This is a genomic window from Ligilactobacillus araffinosus DSM 20653 (assembly GCF_001435375.1).
In the GTDB taxonomy this organism is placed as follows: Bacteria; Bacillota; Bacilli; order Lactobacillales; family Lactobacillaceae; genus Ligilactobacillus; species Ligilactobacillus araffinosus.
Map to the genome: position 1 here is coordinate 52,744 of NZ_AYYZ01000029.1, position 18,182 is coordinate 70,925.

General features: G+C 32.0%; 18 protein-coding genes. 9 read left to right on the forward strand and 9 right to left on the reverse strand.

The features are described 5' to 3' along the window. Positions 1-169: 169 nt before the first annotated feature. Together FC64_RS04750 and FC64_RS04755 are read left to right on the forward strand one after the other, a co-directional pair. Positions 170-1,108 carry a nucleoside hydrolase gene (locus tag FC64_RS04750; protein WP_057906784.1) on the forward strand — a complete coding sequence of 313 codons (939 nt, stop codon included), beginning with the start codon at positions 170-172 and terminating at the stop codon, positions 1,106-1,108. 94 nt (positions 1,109-1,202) lie between these two features. After that, a complete protein-coding gene (locus FC64_RS04755) occupies positions 1,203-1,769 on the forward strand; it encodes a zeta toxin family protein (RefSeq protein ID WP_057906785.1) in 567 nt (188 codons plus the stop codon). 7 nt (positions 1,770-1,776) lie between these two features. On the opposite strand, the gene FC64_RS04760 is transcribed toward FC64_RS04755, so the two are convergent. Then, the gene (locus FC64_RS04760; RefSeq protein WP_057906786.1) at positions 1,777-2,169 is read right to left on the reverse strand and encodes an arsenate reductase/protein-tyrosine-phosphatase family protein; all 393 of its coding nucleotides are present in this window, start codon (positions 2,167-2,169) and stop codon (positions 1,777-1,779) included. A 185-nt stretch (positions 2,170-2,354) separates the two neighbouring features. Here FC64_RS04760 and FC64_RS04765 point away from each other — a divergent pair, with 185 nt between their 5' ends. The 4 genes from FC64_RS04765 to FC64_RS04780 all read left to right on the forward strand — a co-directional run bounded on the left by FC64_RS04765 (position 2,355) and on the right by FC64_RS04780 (position 6,740). Next, positions 2,355-3,092: an SDR family NAD(P)-dependent oxidoreductase gene (locus tag FC64_RS04765; protein WP_057906787.1), complete on the forward strand. Its 738-nt coding sequence runs from the start codon at positions 2,355-2,357 to the stop codon at positions 3,090-3,092. 178 nt (positions 3,093-3,270) lie between these two features. After that, a complete protein-coding gene (locus tag FC64_RS04770) occupies positions 3,271-4,134 on the forward strand; it encodes a hypothetical protein (RefSeq protein ID WP_057906788.1) in 864 nt (287 codons plus the stop codon). A gap of 152 nt (positions 4,135-4,286) precedes the next feature. After that, positions 4,287-5,597: a glycosyltransferase family 2 protein gene (locus FC64_RS04775; protein WP_057906789.1), complete on the forward strand. Its 1,311-nt coding sequence runs from the start codon at positions 4,287-4,289 to the stop codon at positions 5,595-5,597. 18 nt (positions 5,598-5,615) lie between these two features. Beyond that, positions 5,616-6,740, forward strand: coding sequence for a family 8 glycosyl hydrolase (locus tag FC64_RS04780; protein WP_057906790.1), 1,125 nt, complete (start codon positions 5,616-5,618; stop codon positions 6,738-6,740). 561 nt (positions 6,741-7,301) lie between these two features. Here FC64_RS04780 and uidA read toward each other — a convergent pair. Beyond that, positions 7,302-9,086, reverse strand: coding sequence for a beta-glucuronidase (uidA, locus tag FC64_RS04785; RefSeq protein ID WP_057906791.1), 1,785 nt, complete (start codon positions 9,084-9,086; stop codon positions 7,302-7,304). Between the two features lie 81 nt (positions 9,087-9,167). On the opposite strand from uidA, the gene FC64_RS07555 reads away from it, so the two are divergent. Continuing rightward, positions 9,168-9,266 carry a MerR family DNA-binding transcriptional regulator gene (locus tag FC64_RS07555; RefSeq protein WP_081035642.1) on the forward strand — a complete coding sequence of 33 codons (99 nt, stop codon included), beginning with the start codon at positions 9,168-9,170 and terminating at the stop codon, positions 9,264-9,266. Positions 9,267-12,577: 3,311 nt separating this feature from the next. On the opposite strand, the gene FC64_RS04790 is transcribed toward FC64_RS07555, so the two are convergent. Then, positions 12,578-13,132 (reverse strand): hypothetical protein, encoded by a 555-nt coding sequence (locus FC64_RS04790; RefSeq protein ID WP_057906792.1) that lies wholly within the window; start codon positions 13,130-13,132, stop codon positions 12,578-12,580. 327 nt (positions 13,133-13,459) lie between these two features. On the opposite strand from FC64_RS04790, the gene FC64_RS04795 reads away from it, so the two are divergent. Then, a complete protein-coding gene (locus FC64_RS04795) occupies positions 13,460-13,696 on the forward strand; it encodes a P-loop NTPase family protein (RefSeq protein ID WP_057906793.1) in 237 nt (78 codons plus the stop codon). 438 nt (positions 13,697-14,134) lie between these two features. Continuing rightward, positions 14,135-14,728 (forward strand): Y-family DNA polymerase, encoded by a 594-nt coding sequence (locus FC64_RS04800; protein WP_057906794.1) that lies wholly within the window; start codon positions 14,135-14,137, stop codon positions 14,726-14,728. Between the two features lie 70 nt (positions 14,729-14,798). On the opposite strand, the gene FC64_RS04805 is transcribed toward FC64_RS04800, so the two are convergent. The 6 genes from FC64_RS04805 to FC64_RS04830 all read right to left on the reverse strand — a co-directional run bounded on the left by FC64_RS04805 (position 14,799) and on the right by FC64_RS04830 (position 17,854). Beyond that, positions 14,799-15,317: a hypothetical protein gene (locus FC64_RS04805; protein ID WP_057906795.1), complete on the reverse strand. Its 519-nt coding sequence runs from the start codon at positions 15,315-15,317 to the stop codon at positions 14,799-14,801. Between the two features lie 65 nt (positions 15,318-15,382). Beyond that, positions 15,383-15,904, reverse strand: coding sequence for a hypothetical protein (locus FC64_RS04810; RefSeq protein WP_057906796.1), 522 nt, complete (start codon positions 15,902-15,904; stop codon positions 15,383-15,385). A gap of 184 nt (positions 15,905-16,088) precedes the next feature. Continuing rightward, the gene (locus FC64_RS04815) at positions 16,089-16,460 is read right to left on the reverse strand and encodes a DUF1310 family protein (RefSeq protein ID WP_057906797.1); all 372 of its coding nucleotides are present in this window, start codon (positions 16,458-16,460) and stop codon (positions 16,089-16,091) included. Positions 16,461-16,463: 3 nt separating this feature from the next. Next, on the reverse strand, positions 16,464-16,850 hold the full coding sequence (locus tag FC64_RS04820; protein WP_057906798.1) for a DUF1310 family protein: 387 nt from the start codon (positions 16,848-16,850) through the stop codon (positions 16,464-16,466). 70 nt (positions 16,851-16,920) lie between these two features. Next, on the reverse strand, positions 16,921-17,310 hold the full coding sequence (locus FC64_RS04825) for a DUF1433 domain-containing protein (RefSeq protein ID WP_057906799.1): 390 nt from the start codon (positions 17,308-17,310) through the stop codon (positions 16,921-16,923). Positions 17,311-17,458: 148 nt separating this feature from the next. Beyond that, entirely contained in the window at positions 17,459-17,854 is a 396-nt protein-coding gene (locus FC64_RS04830) for a DUF1433 domain-containing protein (RefSeq protein WP_057906800.1), read from the reverse strand. Between the last annotated feature and the right edge of the window lie 328 nt (positions 17,855-18,182).

Below are 18,182 nucleotides of genomic sequence, written 5' to 3' on the forward strand. Positions count from 1 at the left end.
ATTCTATTATAGCTTAAATCTTAAATAGTGATAATATTTAAATTTGATAACGTTTTAAGAACTATTTAAGCAATCAATGAATTAATTGTTTAAAAATATGTTAAATTTAAAATGAATGTATGTTAAAATAATACGTGTTTTATCACTACTATGTTTGAGGAGATTTGCTATGAAAAACGTTTATTTTAATCATGATGGCAATATTGACGATTTAACTTCGTTGTTATTATTATTTCAAGTTCCAGATATTCGATTAATTGGTGTTGGAGTCACGGATGCGGATTGTTACGTTGAGCCGGCAGCTGAAGCATCACGAAAGATGATCGATCGTTTCAATACGTTTAATCATCAAGTCGAAGTTGCATTATCGAATTCACGGCCGAAACATCCTTTCCCTAAAGAATGGCGGTTGAGTTCATTTGCATTTAATTCATTTCCGATTTTAAATGAAAAGGAAACGATTAAAACGCCGCAAGCTGTTAAACCCGCTCATTTAGATATGATTGATAAAATTATGAACCAAGATGAAAAGACAACCTTAATTATGACCGGTCCATTATCTGATTTGGCTCGGGCATTGGAGATTGAACCGCGAATCCAAGATAAAATTGAAAAATTATACTGGATGGGTGGCTGTCTTGATGGGCACGGAAATGTCCTTGAACCAAGTTATGACGGAACTGCTGAGTGGAATGCTTTTTGGGATCCGGAAGCTGTTAAAACGGTATGGGATTCATCGCTGGATATTCAAATGGTCGGGCTGGAAAGTACCGAAGAATTGCCATTAAACGTTGAATTACGTGATCACTGGGCTAGTTTACGAAAATACCCGGCAATGGATTTAATTGGTCAAGGATATGCCTTAGTGCTGAATTATGAAGCAAATTCAGTTTATTATTTGTGGGACGTTTTAACTACGATTTCAAGTTTGTATCCGGAAACGATTGAAACGAAAAAAGTTAAAAGTGATGTTATGGTTGGCGGACCGGCAGACGGCCGGACCTATCCCACAGAAAGTGGACGTGAAATTACATTAGTTACCGAAGCGCATCAAGATAAATTTTATGAAATTATGGATAATTTGGCTGAATCAGCTAAGTTTGAATAAAAAATGATTAGTTAAAAATAACCGCATGAGCGGTTATTTTTTTATAAAAAGGATATAATTTGGTTGAATGAAACTAATTTAAGGAGGAAGATTGATGGCGAAAAAATTAGTTTTATTAATGGGCATCAATGGTGCAGGTAAAACAACGTTAAGAAATAGCCAACAGCTTAAGGCAGATGATGCGCAAACCATTGATTCGGATGAATTTTTACAAGCAGCAAAAGGAAATTGGCGCCGAAAAGATGATCGGATAAAAGCAATTTTACAGGCTGATCAAAAACTAAACTTGCTAATTGAAAAGAACGTCGATATCATTTGGGAATTGGAAGCAGTTGGAAGCCTGCATAACGAATTAAATATAATTACAAAAGCAAAGGATCAACGCTATGACGTAGAACTTGTCTGGGTAACCCTTGATCGTCCAGAATTAGCCTTAAAACGTGTTTTAAGTCGTTTTCGTGAAGGTGGAATAGGTGGTTCTCAAATTGATGTTCCACAAAGATATCGACGGGTTAATGATAATTTTATTAAGCTCGAAATGTTGGCAGATCAAGTAGTAATCTATGATAATACTTTCGAAATGAAGAAAGTCTATGAAAAACAAGATAATAAGGAAGTACTGAATAAATTAATTGATTATCCATGGATAAAGATAAAATAAAGCTCTGTTATTTAACAATAACAGAGCTTTTTAAATTGGTAACATTGGTTTTTATTTGTTCAATAATCTTGCTAAAAGTTTGATCATCCTTCTCAGCAGGATCTTCGATATTCCATTCAATTAATTTTTTACATGAAACATATGGACATTGGATCCCGCAGCCCATGGTAACTAAAATATCGATGGGTGGTAATTGCGATATTTTTTTGGGATATTGTTTTTGAGTCATATCGATATGATATTTTTCATTCATAATCTTAATTGCTCTAGGATTAATTTGATTTGCGGGATTAGTTCCAGCTGAATAGCAATTAATCGTATCAGGAAAATATTTTTTACCAAATGCTTCGGCAATTTGACTACGACAAGAATTTTGGATACAAACAAATGCAATATTCATATTTATCACCTAACTTTAATTTAATACAAAATTGAAACCGAAACCTATAATTATAATCCCGACTATTCCAATTATAATAAAAGTTATTAATAATTTATTTTTAAGCATTATTAACTCAGGTAAGGATAACATAGTTACTGACATCATAAAAGCAATTAACGTTTTAATGGAAATTATTATGTTCAATGATTCTATCAGTAATAACGATTCCGTTAATGCTGTGTTTAGCAGACCGGAAAGAGCAGATGAGTAATGAGACGTTGGCGGAAATTAAGAAGATTACGCCGAACGTTAAATTTATGATTGCTGATTTAAAGGAAGAAGAAAATTGTAAGAAATTAGTTGACTTAGCGGTCGAAACATTTGGAACAATTGACGTATTAGTAAATAATGCTGGAATTACAGGAACGCCGGCACCGGTAGATCAAATGCCGACTTCAATGTTTAAAAATGTGATCGAAACAAATATTTTTATTGCATTTTATATGTCTCATTATGCTATTCCAGTAATGAAAGCTAATGGCGGTGGCAGTGTTGTGAATGTTGCGTCGGTTGCCGGCTTAACGGGATTCCCTGGCCATAGTGCTTATGTAACATCAAAGCATGGTTTAAATGGATTGACGCGTAATATGGCACTTGATTACGCAAGTGATAATATTCGGGTAAATTCCGTCAACCCTGGTACAACTGCAACACCAATGCTTGATGAAGCAATTGAATTTCTTAAGCATAAACGTGAAAAAGCAGCTGCTAATGGGGAAACGACTGACGAAGCCATTGTTTCTGGAAAAACAACTTCACCTCAAAATCGGGCTGCTACAGCCGATGAGGTTTCTGATGTAATTTTATTCTTGGCTTCAAATGAAGCAAGTAATATGACCGGAGCCTTTGTACCGGTTGATGGTGGATTCACAGCATTTTAAGCAATTAAAAAGATAGTGAAAGACGCTTTTCATTTAATGAAGAGCGTCTTTTTATTTTCTATTGTTGTGAAATGTAAATTTACCATAAGAAAATATAAATGTTTTTATAAGTCACTATCCAAACATAGTAATGGGTATGTTAGTCTTATTTATAAGAAAAGGTCTAAATGGAGGTTTTATGAGAAAAAAATTTAGATTATCGTTAGAAAGGGTAATTCTATTACTTTTTATTATGATCGTTTTGTTGTTGGCATGGTCAAATAGTATGCCGATAAAGTTGTTTTACCCGGTTGCTGTTCTATCCTTTATCGGAGTTGTAGCTGGACTATTCTTACCAACGATTGCTTCTACTTGGTTGGTTATTCTTTCATTTTTTGTAGGAATATTTTTAGTTATATTAGGATATATGTTGATTCCCGTTTGGGAAAGGGCAGTATTGGTTTTGGTTTTACCTACAGTATTGGCGCTTTCATCATTAGTAAAAAAGAAAGCAGGAATTACCGCCAATGTTAAATTAGGTGCAAATGAGATATTTGATTATATTGGGGAGCGTGATTTAACGACTAACCTTTGGGGGATTGATGAGGCTGAAAACTTTTACAATAGATGTATTCGCTTTTTAAGAAAAGCGGATATGTCTACCTCTACCGCATGGTTTAGTGCAACATTGATTTATTGGTCTCATAGCGAACAATATTATCACATTGACAGTGATGAAACCGATGTTGTTTTAAAAACATTGGCAAAGCTTTTAAAGAATTCACGGCTTCCAAGTGAACGAATTTTCTATTTAAATGAAGGTTATTTTTTGATTCTCGGGCCAGTTCATAATCAGAAGGTTTTAGATGAATTAAACAATCAAAGTTTAAATGAAATGAGTAAAGTAAATTTTCGGACGGATGAGGATAGGGTTGGTATTCAATTTCAATTGACTGACTTGATTATTACAAAAGACAATTTTAAAAGGTATGAAAGGCTTGGTTTAATAATAAAAAAGCTAACACGTGAACAGGAAATGAAATTAGTTCGTGAGTACCAATAGGTGATTAAAAATGACGCAGGATTTTTATTATATTGCTTTGGTCATTACGTTAATTTTTGCGATAGTTGCTTTTGCTTTACTGGGATTTATGGCAAAGATATATTTCAATGTCATTCGTAATTTTAATAAAACGGAAAGGAAAATGCGTAAAAATGATAAGTGAAACGTTGATGATCATTACTTTAATTTTAATTTGGATTTCGTTATTTATGGCATTGGTAGTGGTATGTTCAGCCGTTCATTTTTGGTTGAGACAAAGTAAAAAAATAACACAGATAAAACCGCTTAAAAGGTATCCGAAAGTGACGGTTGTGGTTCCAGCACATAATGAAGCGTTAGTTATTCAAGCAACGATAGAAGCAATTTTAAATCTTAATTATCCTACTGATAAAATTGAATTGCTATTATATGCTGATAACTGTACAGATAACACGTATCAGATAATGAAGCAAGTGGTTAGCCAAGATAGGTATCATAGAAGAAATGTAAAAATAATTAATCGTCATGGAACAGGAAGTAAAGCTGGAGTTTTAAATGAAGCGATGGCGCTTGCCCAAGGTGAATATATGTGTATTTACGATGCAGATGCCATTCCGGAGAAAAACGCTCTACATTTTTTGATTGAAAAGGTTTTAGAAGATCCTGACCGTCATGTAGCTGTTTTTGGAAGGAATAAAACACGCAATGCTAAGCAAAATTTTCTTACAAAGTGTATAAATCAGGAAATTGTTGTGACTCAAAGGATTCAGCATGTAGGATTATGGCATTTATTTAAAATTGGAAGAATTCCGGGAACTAACTTTATTATTCAAACGGATTTTGTAAAAGAAATTGATGGCTGGTCTAAAGGGGCGTTAACGGAAGACACTGATATTTCCTTTAAGATAATGCAGAGCGGCAAATTAATTGCATTAGCATTTAATTCTGAAGCTTTTCAACAGGAACCGGAAACGCTTAAAGCATATATGATGCAGCGTAAACGCTGGGCTAAGGGAAATTTTCAAGTGGTGATTTCAAATTTTAAACATTTATTTGATAAAAGTAATTGGCGAGTAAAACTTGAAACGTTTTACTATTCATGCACATTTTTTGCGTTTAATTTGGCAATCATATTGTCTGATTTTATTTTTTTAATAAATGTTGTATGTATGATATTGCAAATGATTTTTCCAAATGTACAACTTTTATTTGCGTTTGATACTCAAAATATTTACCTTGCTCAAGTTTTACTTTTTAATTGGCTGATAATGATTTTGCTATATTTGATTCAAGTTAATATTGCAATGTCAACTCAAATGGGACAGGCGACTGCCCAACAGGTTTGGCTTGCATTGGCAGGATATTTTACATATTCACAGTTATTTATTGTCGTTTCAGTTCAGGCCTTGGGTTCGATCGTTGTTGATAAAATTTTACATAGGGATGAAACAAAGTGGATCAAAACAAAACGTTTTAGCGACTGATACAGGAGGATTTAAATATTGAAAAAATCATATGCACAGATGATTTTAATATCAATTGCTGTGGTATTGACATTAATTGGAAGTCTTGTATATGTGAGATATGATAGTCGAAAACAAGTGGGAATAAATTACTATCGTCAGTGGTCAAAATACTATGTAAAAAAGCAAAATAAAAAGACGGCATATATTAATTCACAACCGACTGCTAGAAATCCAGTTTCAATATCTGAGGGGCATGGATATGGGATGCTGATATGTGCTTTAGGAGGAGAGAACGGGATTGTTGCTAACGAGGAATTTGAAAAGCTAAATAATTATTATTTAAAGCATCGTATAGCTTCGACGGCGTTAATGTCGTGGAAACAAACAATTTATAAAAATAAAGTTCAAGCTGAAGCTAATAATGCAACTGATGGGGATTTGTATATTGCCTATTCATTGATTAAAGCATCAAACGTTTGGCCGCAGGAAAGGGCAAAATATTTAAAAGAAGCGACCGCGATTTTAAATGATATTTTAAAATATAATTATAATCCACAATTAAAAATGTTAACGGTTGGTAATTGGGCTAATGAAGGTTCGAAATTTTATAATATGATGCGGACCTCAGACGTTGTCCCACAACAATTTGATGCATTTTATAAGTTAACGGGTAACAAAAAATGGTTGGAAATTAAACGATCAATGTTAGGTTATTTAAGTAAACTCAGTATGCAGAGTAAGACAGGCTTAATTCCGGATTTTGCATGGGTGACCAAATCTCAAGTTAAATCCGTGGCCCCGAATACAGTGGCGTCAAAATATGATGGTGACTACTACTACAATGCATGTCGAATTCCATACAATTTAGCCCAAGCTAATGATAAGTTATCTAAGGAAATTCTTAATAAGATGATGAATTTTTTTATGAAGAGAAATAAAGTATATGCGGGATATTATTTAGATGGCAAAGTAATCGACCGTCATAAATCGGAGACATTCGGGGCACCATTGTTGGATGCGGCAATTAATCATCCTCGAAAGTATGACAAGTTATTTCAACAGGAAAAATTCTTAGTGATGAAACCATTAGTAAAGACAAACTACTATGAAGCAGCATTAATTACATTAGTAGCTGTTCAAGTTGATAAGATTTTAAATTAGTTTAATTATATATATCTTAATATGTGTAAAATAAAAATCAATATATACTGATGACAATCAAGTATAAATCTAACGTTAAGTGTTTAGTTTGATATTTTTATTTTTAACATATTAACGTTACTTACGATGTATGGTGTTATTTTTCAGATAAAAACAGAATAAGTATACTATTAATGGCAATATTAGAACTTTGTTAAAAATATACTCAACATCAAGAGAGCCGAGGGGTTAGTATGGCATCAACATTGAATGTCTGTAAATAAAAGGTGCGGGTTTTAATTGCTTGCAACATTGGCAAGGTTTGAAATGGAAATATAAATGGTATGGGTAATAGTTGCATTAGTGGGCGGATATCTTTTGGAAAATATTCCATTTATAAGGAATCATAAATCATATCGCTTAGCAGACTATACGGTAAATGGAAGTTCCAATGTTCATAATGGCTATTTTATTTATTCGTTTGAAAATCGGAAATCATTAAAATGAATTGAATGTATTTTAAGTAAAGTAAAATCCTAACCGTTGACTAGCGGTTAGGATTTTTTAATAAACGATTAGGGATTATGATAATTGTTTCCAGCGGTCTTGAAGCATAAACGCAATCCTTTTCGGTTCTCGATCATACGTGAAGATTCCTTTATGGTTTCCATTAACCCGGATGAGACCGGCAGGAGTGGAAAAATCAGTGAAACTCCATAGAAGTTCGCCGGCAACGTAATCTAGTTGATCAAATACGCTAAACATTGCTTTATAGTAATCCAATTGATATTCTTCGGAGTAAGGTTCATCGTATATGGAATGCATTCCGGCAATCGTGTCCGCGCCAAATTCGGTAAAGATTACCGGTTTATCAGGATATAGCTTATGCCAAGTTTGCAGTTCTTGATAAAGATCGTTTTGGGCCTTTTCGAGATCATTAAAATCAACGTACCAACCATAATAGCGATTTAACCCAATTACGTCAAAAAGATCGGTTACCTGATCAACATCAGGAGTAGAGACTAAAATTTTAGGGGATATCAATGGAAGGTGCTGCCAGTCAAGTTTTCGAGTGTAATCTGTAATTTCTTCAAAATATTCATGTGCTCCGTCTTGTTGTGTAGCAGCTTCATTCGCAACAGACCACATAATAACTGAAGGGTGATTTTGGTCTCGGGTAATTGTTTCACGAATCACTTGCTTGTGCGCCGACATTGTTTCCATATTTTTCCAGGTGTTAACTTGAGTAGCTCCTCCGGCCATGGCACTTTGAAAATCGGAATAAAGACCAACGGCTGGCACTTCATCAATGACTAGCAAACCATCTTCATCTGCAAGTTGCATTTCTTCTTCTGAGTATGGATAGTGTGAGGTTCGAAACGCATTGGCCCCGATCCATTTTAATGTTTGATGATCACGATTAATTACTGCGCGATTCATTCCTTTTCCGATTACTGGGAAATCTTCATGCCGTCCAAAGCCTTTTAAATAAATCGGTTTTTTATTAATTAAGACTTGGCAATTTTTGATTTCAACGGTGCGCACGCCAAATTTTTGAGTATAATCGTCAATTAGTTGGTCATCAGTGTCATATACTTGAACTTTTAATTGATACATGTATGAGTGATCGACATTCCATAAGTGGGTATCGGCAATTGTTAATGAGCTTGGTTTTTCGTGACGGTTATATTTTGAAGTTTGAATAGAATTTCCAGCTTGATCTAAAATTTCCATCGAAACGGACTGATATTGACCATCGATGTCAATTTCAGGGGTTACGATTGTCGTTTGAAGATCGGTAGTGTATTTCACACAAATGTTATTAATATGTGCTTGATTAGACGTAGTATAGATTTTTACCGGACGGTGAATTCCCGCATAATTATAAAAATCAAAATTGCCGGTTGTTTGATAATTTCCAGATTTTAATTTTACGGTTTCTCCCACTGGTAATGTTTTGTTGCTTAAAAGGTTGCAAAGCCGAACCTTTAAGTCATTTTCTCCTACTTGAATGTAGTCATCAATGTCAAATTCAAAGGGAGTAAAACCACCGACGTGATGTGCAACTTCTTTTCCGTTAATATACACAGTAGCTTGATGCGTAGCGGATCCAAAACGCATCACATTTCGTTGGCTTTTTTGTAGTGCTGAAATATTAAACGTTGTTTCGTACCAAAAATAACCATCATGGTTGCGCATTTGCTGGTCGATAATTTGATTATTATAGGATGCAGGGACTGCCATTGGAATTGAATTTGCAAGTTTTACAGATGGATTTATTTTTTCAGAATTGTTTTCGATTTTAAAATCCCAAAAACCGCTTAAGTCAAAAACCATTCTTGTTGAACTGGTTTGCGGATATAACATATTAATCGCCTTCTAATAGATTTTAAGTTTATATATTAGTCTATACTATGAAGTATACTTGATAATCAAGGAGAACAGTCAATGAATAGCAAAGAAATTTCTCAAAAAAGTCAACTGCCAATTTCGACAATCCGATATTATGAAAAAATTAATTTAATTCCGCAATCTTTGAAAAATTAGCTAATATTTTTTTGAAGAGTAAATTAGAGTTTTACTGTTTAAATAAAATTATTGGTTAATTATGTTAGAAATACTTTTAACTGTATTGATATTATTATTAATAATGATTAGCGGGAAGGATGGTCTTCGAAGAACCATGAAATTATGGAGAAGGTCTAGAAATTAAAAACTCTCTGTCCCGGGAATATAATTTATTAATTTCTTTTTAGGAATTTGGTTTAGGTCTTTTTTAGGGATAAATTCGGTTGGTGATTTCATATCGACCAAACTTTCAGCGTGTGGATTATCATCACTATATTTCCACTTTAATTTTTTTCTAAACCATCAGAGGGTTCAATGCCTCCTAAAAAAATCTGGTTTTATTTTTAGGATCATTGTAAATATTCCATGAGAAATTAAAATTATCATCTGTTACTTTTATATTTTTACCAAAAATTCCATCAACTTTTGCTTCAACGCTCATGCCGTGAATATAATGAATACGTGGGCTGATATTATTTGCGTTTACATTATTAAAATTAACCTTTTAATCTGATTTTCGTTTTTTGTAAAACACATGCTCCTGCTTCTTTTAGAAGAAAATTTTCTCCAATTAAAAGGAAAATTGTTAAAATTACAAGGATTGTTATTTTAGTATTCTTTTTCATCATTTATCCAATTCTTTCCACCTGGCAAGCTTATTATCACAGTCATGAATTACACACTCAATATTTCCATCACTTTTATCAAAATAAATCTGAAAATCTAATTCTCGATTATCATTAACATATCTATGTTATATACAGTCGTAAATGACTTGGATTTGAGTTACGGTAGAATTGGATATTTTTGGAAACTATCTATGAAGGTAGGTTGGCAATAATGGATATAGAAGTTGAAATATCGGAGAAAATCAAGAACAACATCAAAAAATAATGAAAAAAGAAAATCGAGAAAAGATCATTAATGAACCGGTTGTGATTGGCGCCTTAAAGAAGTTAGCAAAAGAGTAAAATAACTCCGAGGCTAAATAATTGTATCTCAGCTTTAGAGGATATATACTAAAGATGGTTGATGAAAGAGCTTTCGCTCTAGTAGGTGAGTGAAAGAAATCAACATGATCTTCGCTCCTGATAGGAGTGAAGTTTTTTTTACATAAAAAAACCTAGTCACATTTTGTAACTAGGTAAAAGAATAGGAGTATATTAAACTTGGTCTTTATTTTGGACGTCAGATGTAGGATAATACACATGTACTCTTTGCGTGATTTATCCAAAATTCCAAAAATAATGTTAAGAGTATAGGTGTCAAGATTTCTCTTGACACCTTTATTTTATGCCTTAAACAACATATTTATCAAAACAAACGACTTAGCTTAAGCAAATAAAAAGATTCAGCCTAATTGACTGAATCGCGTAGGTATATATGCTAAAATATCGCATCATTGATGAATTACATTATCGAGGAATAATGACTACACAAATTCTACCTGGTAAAGGTGAACAGTAACACTCTATCAGATTTGTCAGGTGCATTCAATAAGTTTGAAGTTTTAGGTCAATTGTTGAATAATAATAATTGTGATAGATTCAACCAACATTTCTATCACTCCCTACCTAAGGCGTCAGATGAGAGATTCTGATGCTTTTTTTGTACAAAAAACCTGACTGTAGTAATACAGTCAGGGGTATCATTAGGTTATTATTTAACGCCAATTGCTATATTTTTTTAATCAAATTAATTGCATTTAAACAGTCATAGCACCATAATAGTCGTGTAATGGTTTTCATTCATTACAGCCTGATATCTTCCCATTGTGGGCTATATCATTGGTCTACTATTTCCCGCGATTAACTATGGGGAGATTACGGAGAAATAGGAGTATATTCTAAGTAACTTAATTTCGTTGCAAATTAAGTTGCTTTTTTATATCGTAATTTTTTATTGTACGTCATGCATGAACTTGCGTGATTTATCTCTTGCGTATACAATCAACTTGAAATAGCATGACGTTCGCAAAGCCTAATGATTCGCGTTGGATTAGTACCCAACGCAACTTTCATAGTACAACGCATATTATCAAAAATCAATCAAAAAAATTTAAAAACTTATATAAAAATATAATTTAAACTTATCAATTGTAATTAAATGACAATCACATAATAATCAATATGTGGGTACAAATACATATCATACTTACAATCACTTTATAGATAATCAACATAATGATTTTAGTGTTTTACCGACAATGTTGATTATCTATTTTTTACATTCAAAATGATTGATACACAAGTATAAATATGGAATAATAGTTCGTTGTGGATGAAAAATCTACAACAAAAACCTGCGGATTGTTATGACTACATAAAAATTATGTAGAAATCTCTTGCGTATCACAATAATTCGCTAAGCCTAATACTCGGCGTTGGGACAAGCTCCCGCGCCGTGTACATAGAAAAAAGGACCTAGTTACGGATTGTAACTAGGTTTTAATTTTAGTCAAAGTATTGAATTTCTGCATATTATAGTAAAATCGTGATATATATAACGACTTTGCCAGTCTTGGTTAAATCTATTGGCTTCTTGTGTTTCATCAGCAGTAATATCTAACGCCACTTTTGCATAATTTTCTACCTCTTCTATTTTAATGGAAAATTGAATAAAGGGGAATAATATTCAAGTTAAGGTATAAAAGCTATTGCAATCACATGTAAGATGTGAGATAGTACAATCATGTTGATTGTACGACTTTCTCTTATTATTTTTCATAAATCGATTTCAAATTAGTACAACAACAATCATTTAGGCGTTATGGATAAGTTTCATGACGTTTTTTATTAAAAAAACTGTATAGCAAGAGAAACAATATAGAAATCTTTTGGGTAAAAATGTATCATTTAGCATAACGCACAAGGCTAAACTATATAGTAAATCTAGGCTACATAACTAATTATGACACTTTGGACGTTAAATAAAACTATAATGTTCAATTTATATAAATCGATGTAATCGTTCGCAACGTGATGACGCTTGCTTATAATTAATAGTGTTGTTAAAAAATATTTACTCCAAAAAACTAACTTACATATTATGAAAAAGGATCTACTAACAATGGCGAGCGTTAGCGGATTTTTTTATAAAAAGACTGTAGCAGTATGGTCTTAGCAATCAAGTAATTAACAGACTACTGTATCATTATTGACATTTGCAGTGTACTATAAATTTAAGAATTGTGTCAGTTGTAGAAAATTTAAATGAGATGGGAATCAAATTACCTAAGGGAATAAAAAATATTTAAAAAAAGCTAATGTCCGTAAGGACAATTAGCTTTTTTATTGTGCAACTTGAATGATTTTACCATTACTATAAACTCTATAAATTCCCATTGAACCTGTTTTCCCTTGAACTCTATCAGACATGTCCATTAAAGAAACAGTGTAGAAATGACCACTTTGGTCGTTACCATCATAACTGGGATCATTTCCAGCAACAATATTGGAATTATTTCCATATCCTAGTTGTTGTTTTAAATAAATTCCAGCAGCATTTCCGCTAGTAATATTTATACCATTATTGTTTTGATGGTCTTTTTTTTGCTGGTTAACATTGGAATTACTATACTGAATATTACTCTGAGTATTATTTTGTTGTTGATCAGCATTATTGGATGGTTGGTTGTTATCAGACTGTTGAGTTACATCTTCATGTGATTCTAATTCTTTAGCACTTGAAATAGAAGATAGATTTTTCTCTTGAGATGTTGATTTTTGATGATCTGATTTTTCAATCTTTGTTTGGGTATGGTTATCTTTTTTATTATTAGAATGACAACCTGATAATCCCAGTATAGATATGCAAGCCATACCTAGTAAAATTTTTTTATTCATAAAAGAACTTCCTTTTTAATTTGTTTTAACTATAAAAGCACTAATGAAATAATAGCATGAAATTAAATGTTATATAATAGTGTAATAGAATTAAAAAAGACTAGTTTGGCAGATAACGAAACTTAGAAAACTTAACTAATTAGACAGACACAACTAGGTTTAAAATCCAAATGATCTTTTGTTTTAGTTTTTTTACATTCTATAGCGCTATTGTTTGTTGAGTATACGGTGGCGAATCACTACATAAATTTTTTATTATCTAGTAAAGAACAAAGGTGATATACCATTTCTAGTAAGTATTCACTTACTAGAAATGGAGGTTCTCAAATGTATCCAATTGAAATAAAAGATGTTTCCAAGTTTTTTGGAGAAACAAAAGTTTTACGTGAAATTAATTTAAAGTTAAATGAGGAAACAATTTTAGGATTGATTGGTCATTTTGGTGTGGAAATTAAAATAACTCTTGAAATGGAAAGTACCGACGCTGGAAAAGCGTTGATATTTGGGATAAAAATTATTAAGACATATAGGATATATTGCTTCATCAGATGCACTATATCTTGACTTGATCGGGAAAGAAAATCTAGAATTTTTTGTACAAATGAAGGAAATCAATCCGGGGACTAAATTTGAATGGGTTATTAATCATTATAGTGGAATGATGCGAAGGTTATCTTTAGCAATTGCATTATTAGGGGGGACCTGCAGAAAAACTCAAATAAGGGTGAAAATAAATTTTTAATTAGTTAGTAAGTTTTTTAATATATGATATACTGATCACCAAATATATGTTCCGCTATGCTTTATAGGTGGTTAGAGTGAGTAAAGTATATATGGCGATTGACCTTAAGTCTTTTTATGCTTCAGTTGAGTGTCGTGAACGAAAGTTAGATCCGTTAGAGATTAATCTAGTAGTTGCGGATGAGAGTCGAACAGATAAGACGATTTGTCTGACAGTATCTTTGGCATTAAAGAGCTTTGGGTGTTCCAGGAAGACCACGGTTGTTTGAAGTTAAACAGCGAGTTAATCAATTGAATAATAAGCGTAAGAGTAGGACTTTAGGTCATCGATTTAGGTGTGGATCATGTAGTCGTAAAGAATTGATTAATAATAAAGCATTAGAGATTGGGTTTAGAATAGCGAAACCTAGAATGAAGCTATATGAAGAGGTTAGTGCTTATATTTATGGGATTTATCTAAGGTATATTTCAGCAGAGGATATTCATGTTTATTCGATTGATGAGGCATTTATTGATGTGACACCATATTTAAAACTTTATGATTGTAATCCGGTAGAATTAGCAGACCGAATTATTAGTGATGTTTACAGAGAAACAGGGATAACAGCAACTGTTGTTATTGGAACTAATTTGTATTTAGCAAAAGTGGCAATGGATATTGTAGCTAAACATATGACGCCAACAAAAGTAGGCTTTAAAGTTGCGGAATTAAATGAGCATACATATTGGGAGCAATTATGGGATCATCAACCAATTACTGATTTTTGGAGAGTAGGGAAAGGTTATGCTCGAAGGCTAGATAGATTAGATATTCATAAAGTTATTGATCAATATAATCGAGAGGGAGAGGCTTAAGGCTTCTCCTTCTTTTTTATTAGGTATTAAAAAAGCCTGCTTTTCGCAGGCTATGTTTTACTAAATTTATTTAATAGTGCATCATTTCTGGAATAAAATTCAATAAATATCGGTCTTTTTTGGCTTTTTCAACTTCTGATTTTGGTATTAATTCACTTGGCCTTTTTTCAATTTTACGGTTTGGATTATTATCTGAATATTCATATTTCATCGTTTTATCTAATTTATATGATGTTCCAGAAATAGCAATTACCATTCCTAACTTATCTTGTTCATTATCCATTTTATCTTTTGGAACTTTAATTACATCACAATCAAAATTTAAGTCCTTATCGCCATTTACATATCCTTCAACATAAGGTCCAGAAACCATATGATGGTGAAATTTAATTTCCATTTTAATTGAATTGGGGTCTACACCGTTATAATACTTTTCAAAATAGACTTTTAAACCAATACGAGCTTCTCTTAAAATATAGTCTTCAGCTTTCTTACGCATTACAAATATTCCGCTTGCTATGACTGAGATTAAAGTAACAGTTGTGATAATTATTAAACTTATTTTTGCTTTTTTGTTTAATTTCGACATTTGATATTACCTCCATGCATGACACCGTTGAATGAAGTGTATAAAGTTAAGGGAATTTTGTAAGTCTAATAACTTTCTGTTCCGGGAATATAATTTATTAATTTCTTTTTATTTTTAGGAATTTGGTTTAGGTCTTTTTTAGGGATAAACTCCGTCGGTGATTTCATGTTAGACCAATCCTTGGCATGAGGATTATCGTCATTATCATATTCCCATTTTAACTTTTTTTCTAATTTTTCTGAGGGAGAGATATAACCCAGAGTAAATCCAATTTTACTTTTAGGGTCATTATAAATAGTCCATGAGAAGTCGGAATTATCATCAGTTACTTTTTTATTTTTACCCAAAGTTCCATCAACTTTTGCTTCAACGCCCATACCGTGAATATAGTGAATACGTAAGCTGATATCATTTGCGTCTACATTATTAAAATACTCTTTGAAATAACCTTTTAATCCGATTTTTGTTTCTTGTAAAATATATGCTTCCGCTTCTTTTTTTTGCACTTCTTTAAGAAGAAAAATTCCTCCAATTAAGAGAAAAATTCCTAAAATTACAAGGATAGTTATTTTAGTATTCTTTTTCATTATTTATCCAATCCTTCCCGTGAAGTAATAATCGGTTTACATCTGTACATTTTGGGTTCAATTTCACCATTATCGCTATCAAATTGAATACAAAAATCTAATTTTTTATATTCACCTTTAGCAAAGTTTACATTATCTTTATCATTATATCTATATCAAGGTTTTTCATTTTGATTAGTCATTCTCAATAATCTCCTATAAATTCTCCTAATTTTTTAGACTCTCTATATTCATAACAGTAGATACTTTTACCGCCATTATCGCTATCAAAAGATATACCAAAGTCCAAATTCTTATCATTATTTACATATCCTTGCAATTCAAATCCTCCCATTGGGTTATGTTCTACTGTATTCCATTGATAGGTGATGGCCTTAATATGGTGATTTTTATCACCATAACGGACTTGCTCATCCATTTCTTTTTGATGTTCTTTAGCAATCCGAATCATTTCAGTGTGTTGCTCTTCCTTTGAGTTTTCAATAAAAATTCCTCCTAAGAATAAAATAGTCGCAGGTATTAAGATAACTAAAAATATTTTTATTTTTTTATTCATAGCTTATTTAAACCCTTTCCATTCCGCAACTTTAGAACAACTTTTATAAAGTCGACATTCAATTTTACCTGAATCCTTATCAAATGCTATTCCAATATCTAAAGTTTTATCGCCGTTTACATATCCATCAAGCATGAATCCACCCATCGGATTATGTTTTACCGTATTCCATTGATAGGTGATTGTCTTGATATGATGATTTTTATCGCCATGACGAACTTCTTCGTCCATTTCTTTTTGATGATCTTTAGCAACTTTAATCATGTATTCTTTATCATTCATTGATACAGTTGCTTTTCCAGTAAAACCTTGAATAGCTCCCGCTATAAAAGTCGTTAACAAAAGGACTCCTAATCCAATTCCACTGATTTTCAATACTTTTTTAAACATTACTTTCTCCTTTTATTTGCAACTTCAAAATTAATCTAAATATGGCTTGGAAAGATAGTAGCGTATATTTTCATTGACCTTGATTTTCCCATTCATCTATAACGTTTGAACATGTATATACTCGACATTCGATTTTATCATTAACTTTATCAATCATTAATCGCACAAATAATTTTTTATTACCATTCACATATCCATTAAGCATGAAACCGCCCATTGGATTACGTTTTACTGTATTCCATTCATACGTAATTGTTTTAATATGATGATCTTTATCACCATAACGTACTGATTCATCCATTTCTTTTTGATGATCTTTAGCAACTTTAATCATGTATTCTTTATCATTCATTGATATAGTTCCTTTTCCAGCAAAACCTTGAATAGCTCCCGCTATAAAAGCCGTTAACAAAAGGACTCCTAATCCAATTCCAATGATTTTCAATACTTTTTTAAACATTATTTTCTCCTTTTATTTGCAACTTCAAAATTAATCTAAATATGACGTGGAAAGATTGTGGCGTATCTTAGTATGTCTTTCATAAAGTACGTATTCACATATAGATCAATTTCACTATCTTTATTTGTATAACCATTCTAATTTTTCATTAATTTCCATCTTTAGTCCAGTCGTCTAGTTGCTCTGCACAAGTATACTCGTAACAATAAATATGTTTTCCTCCATCATCACTTCTCACTGCCATTCCAAAATCAAGATTTTTATCACCATTAACATAACCGTTAAGCATAAAACCACCCATTGGATTATGCTCTACTGTATTCCATTGATAGGTGATTGTCTTGATATGATGATCTTTATCACCATAACGAACTGCTTGATCCATTTCTTTTTGATGATCTTTAGCAACTTTTATCATGTATCCTTTATCATTCATTGATACAGTTGCTTTTCCAGTAAAGCCTTGAATAGCTCCCGCTATAAAAGCCGTTAACAAAAGGACTCCTAATCCAATTCCAATGATTTTCAAAACTTTTTTAAACATTACTTTCTCCTTTTATTTGTTGCTAATCTATCCCAATAATTAGTAAAAAAACATTAAGAATAATTTAGCATTTTTGATTTGATAAATTAGCCTCTTCAATACTTTTTCAAACAGATGCAATTATTCTATAGAATTTTATACATAAAGAATGCTTTTTGACAATAAATTTTGGTTTTATATAATTAGCTTATGAATTTACTATAGAAAAAGTGAAAAAGGAATTTAGAGTGATGAAGGATAGAACAATTTTAGATGCTACCTTTGAAGAAAGTCGAAAATTAGTTGATGAATCATATGTTGAAGAAGCATTAAAAGTATCAAGTAATAA

Bases quoted from the DNA above. Each gene is read 5' to 3' on its own strand.
- FC64_RS04750 (WP_057906784.1), top strand. From the start codon at position 170: ATGAAAAACGTTTATTTTAATCATGATGGCAATATTGACGATTTAACT.
- FC64_RS04755 (WP_057906785.1), top strand. From the start codon at position 1,203: ATGGCGAAAAAATTAGTTTTATTAATGGGCATCAATGGTGCAGGTAAA.
- FC64_RS04760 (WP_057906786.1), bottom strand. From the start codon at position 2,169: ATGAATATTGCATTTGTTTGTATCCAAAATTCTTGTCGTAGTCAAATT.
- FC64_RS04765 (WP_057906787.1), top strand. From the start codon at position 2,355: ATGATTCTATCAGTAATAACGATTCCGTTAATGCTGTGTTTAGCAGAC.
- FC64_RS04770 (WP_057906788.1), top strand. From the start codon at position 3,271: ATGAGAAAAAAATTTAGATTATCGTTAGAAAGGGTAATTCTATTACTT.
- FC64_RS04775 (WP_057906789.1), top strand. From the start codon at position 4,287: ATGATAAGTGAAACGTTGATGATCATTACTTTAATTTTAATTTGGATT.
- uidA (WP_057906791.1), bottom strand. From the start codon at position 9,086: ATGTTATATCCGCAAACCAGTTCAACAAGAATGGTTTTTGACTTAAGC.
- FC64_RS07555 (WP_081035642.1), top strand. From the start codon at position 9,168: ATGAATAGCAAAGAAATTTCTCAAAAAAGTCAACTGCCAATTTCGACA.
- FC64_RS04790 (WP_057906792.1), bottom strand. From the start codon at position 13,132: ATGAATAAAAAAATTTTACTAGGTATGGCTTGCATATCTATACTGGGA.
- FC64_RS04795 (WP_057906793.1), top strand. From the start codon at position 13,460: ATGTATCCAATTGAAATAAAAGATGTTTCCAAGTTTTTTGGAGAAACA.
- FC64_RS04805 (WP_057906795.1), bottom strand. From the start codon at position 15,317: ATGTCGAAATTAAACAAAAAAGCAAAAATAAGTTTAATAATTATCACA.
- FC64_RS04810 (WP_057906796.1), bottom strand. From the start codon at position 15,904: ATGAAAAAGAATACTAAAATAACTATCCTTGTAATTTTAGGAATTTTT.
- FC64_RS04815 (WP_057906797.1), bottom strand. From the start codon at position 16,460: ATGAATAAAAAAATAAAAATATTTTTAGTTATCTTAATACCTGCGACT.
- FC64_RS04820 (WP_057906798.1), bottom strand. From the start codon at position 16,850: ATGTTTAAAAAAGTATTGAAAATCAGTGGAATTGGATTAGGAGTCCTT.
- FC64_RS04825 (WP_057906799.1), bottom strand. From the start codon at position 17,310: ATGTTTAAAAAAGTATTGAAAATCATTGGAATTGGATTAGGAGTCCTT.
- FC64_RS04830 (WP_057906800.1), bottom strand. From the start codon at position 17,854: ATGTTTAAAAAAGTTTTGAAAATCATTGGAATTGGATTAGGAGTCCTT.